2 protein-coding genes are annotated in these 2,013 nt (G+C 41.2%); both read right to left on the bottom strand.

Going from position 1 to position 2,013, the window contains the following annotated elements; all coding sequences use genetic code 11:
* On the bottom strand, nt 1-1,429 hold a 1,429-nt coding region (gene ptsP / locus H5202_RS21350), incomplete at its 3' end, for a phosphoenolpyruvate--protein phosphotransferase (RefSeq protein ID WP_182773822.1).
* 12 nt (nt 1,430-1,441) lie between these two features.
* Nucleotides 1,442-1,699, bottom strand: a complete 258-nt coding sequence (locus H5202_RS21345) for an HPr family phosphocarrier protein (protein ID WP_182773821.1) — start codon at nt 1,697-1,699, stop codon at nt 1,442-1,444.
* Nucleotides 1,700-2,013 lie beyond the last annotated feature (314 nt).

Genomic DNA, 2,013 nt, shown 5'->3' with positions numbered 1-2,013 from the left:
AAGGTGGATACTGTTTGGCTAAATGTGGGTTAGTGCGATCGGCCGCTAAAGTATATTGGGTTAAGTCATTCGTGCCGATACTGACAAAATCGAGCAATGGCAGCATACTGGGTAGATTCAGCACTGCAGCAGGTGTTTCAACTACAATACCGTAGCTGAGTGTACCAAAACCTTTTTCTTGTTCAATTAATTCAGCTTTAGCTCGTTCAATTAATAAAAAGGCAGCATCAAGTTCTTCAACTTGGCTAACCATCGGAAACATTAGTCTAATTTGGCCATGATTTGCCGCCCGAAGTATTGCTTTTATCTGGGTGATAAAAGTCTCTGGGTGCGCCAAACTATAGCGAATACCACGTATACCAAGGGCAGGATTATCTTCGTTGCTTTGTGGCAAACAAGGGATCTCTTTATCTGCTCCGATATCGAAAGTTCGAATGGTCAGAACTTCACCTTGCAAGCTGTGTAGGGCATCGCAATAGAGTTTATATTGTTGCTGCTCATTCGGCAGCGCTTTAGCATTCATTAATAAAAATTCGGTACGAAACAAGCCAATGCCTTGTGCACCAACATCTGCAGTATGTGATATTTCACTCAGGTTACCGACATTGGCCATCAACGTTACTTGATGACCATCAAGAGTTTGGCTGGGCTTATCTTTATAAATCATCAACGCTTGGCGACGCAGCAACTCTTGTTGTTGTTTTTGTTTTAACTGGACGAAAAGTTCAGATGAAGGGGAAATATGTAACTCACCAGACATACCATCTAAAATGAGCTGTGAACCATCTGTAATAGGATCTTCAGATTGTGAGAATTGGTAATTGAGTAATGCAGGAATACCTGCAGCCCTAGCTAAAATAGCGGTATGACTTGTTAGGCCTCCAGATTCGAGAATGAGACCGGTAATGTGGGTTAATGGCAATATGGCAAATTCAGCAGGGGTTAAGTCATCAGCGAGTAAAATAGTGTCTTCAGTGAGCGTCGATAAATCCCATTGCAAGTGGCCATGTAATGCACTGGTTAGGCGTTTAGCCAAACAAATAATATCACCGCTGCGATTGGCCATATAAGGGTCGTCTAATGACGACATTTCGGCAGCATGCTGATTAAAAACGCGATCAACCGCGACGGCTGCGCAGACTCTAAATTGACTAATATGTTGATGCAGTTGCTGCTGTAGCTCCTCATCTTCAAGTAACATTATATCGCTATCAATGAGTTGGAAATTATCACAATCAGGGCACAAGTGATGTTGGCAGTGTTGTAAATGAGTAATTAAGTGATGAATGGCTTGGGTTAACTTCTGTTGTTGCAGGTCAATTTGTTCAATAGAAAGCAGTTTAAAATCGAGTGGTGGCAGTTGAGTAGTGATAGTCAGTGCTTTACCAAAAGCGATGCCTGCAGATACAACGATTCCATTGATTGACATAACATTGTCCTATTAACTAAGCGTAATCAGCATTGAGGCTATTTTGTCAACGGCTTCCTGGCCGCGCTCACCTGAAGCCAATACCGTTACAGACATGCCTTGGTAAAGACCTAATGTTTGCAGCTTAAATAAACTTTTAGCACTGGCTTGTTTTCCATTACATTCGACCATGATGTCACAATTAAACTCCTTTGCCTCTTTTACAAGTAATGCTGCAGGGCGCGTGTGAATACCGTGAGGAGCAACAATGGTGACCGTTTTTTGATACATAAACAACATACTCTGTAATGAATGGCTACTCAATATTCATCGGATTAAGTATCAATATTACAATAGGCTAGTGAAATATACTCACTAACATATTGGTTTAAAAATACCTTGTAGAACCCAAGTCTTTAATCTGAATCAGACAATAGACCCTAAAGTCATAAGGCCTAGAAGTGATGTTCTCCTCGAAATGGCCTGCACTGTAATAATCTAGGTTATGAGCTAGTATTGTTTGTCGTAAAAATGTGGTGGTTTAGCGGGTAAAACTGAGGCTTTTAGGGCTACGATACAATATCAAACCTGAAAAGCCTTAGTCG

The sequence above is a fragment of the Shewanella sp. SG41-4 genome (genome assembly GCF_014164505.1).
Taxonomy (GTDB): Bacteria; Pseudomonadota; Gammaproteobacteria; order Enterobacterales; family Shewanellaceae; genus Shewanella.
Note: the sequence above shows the minus strand (reverse complement) of the source record. Positions and strands in the feature narration are given on the sequence as shown.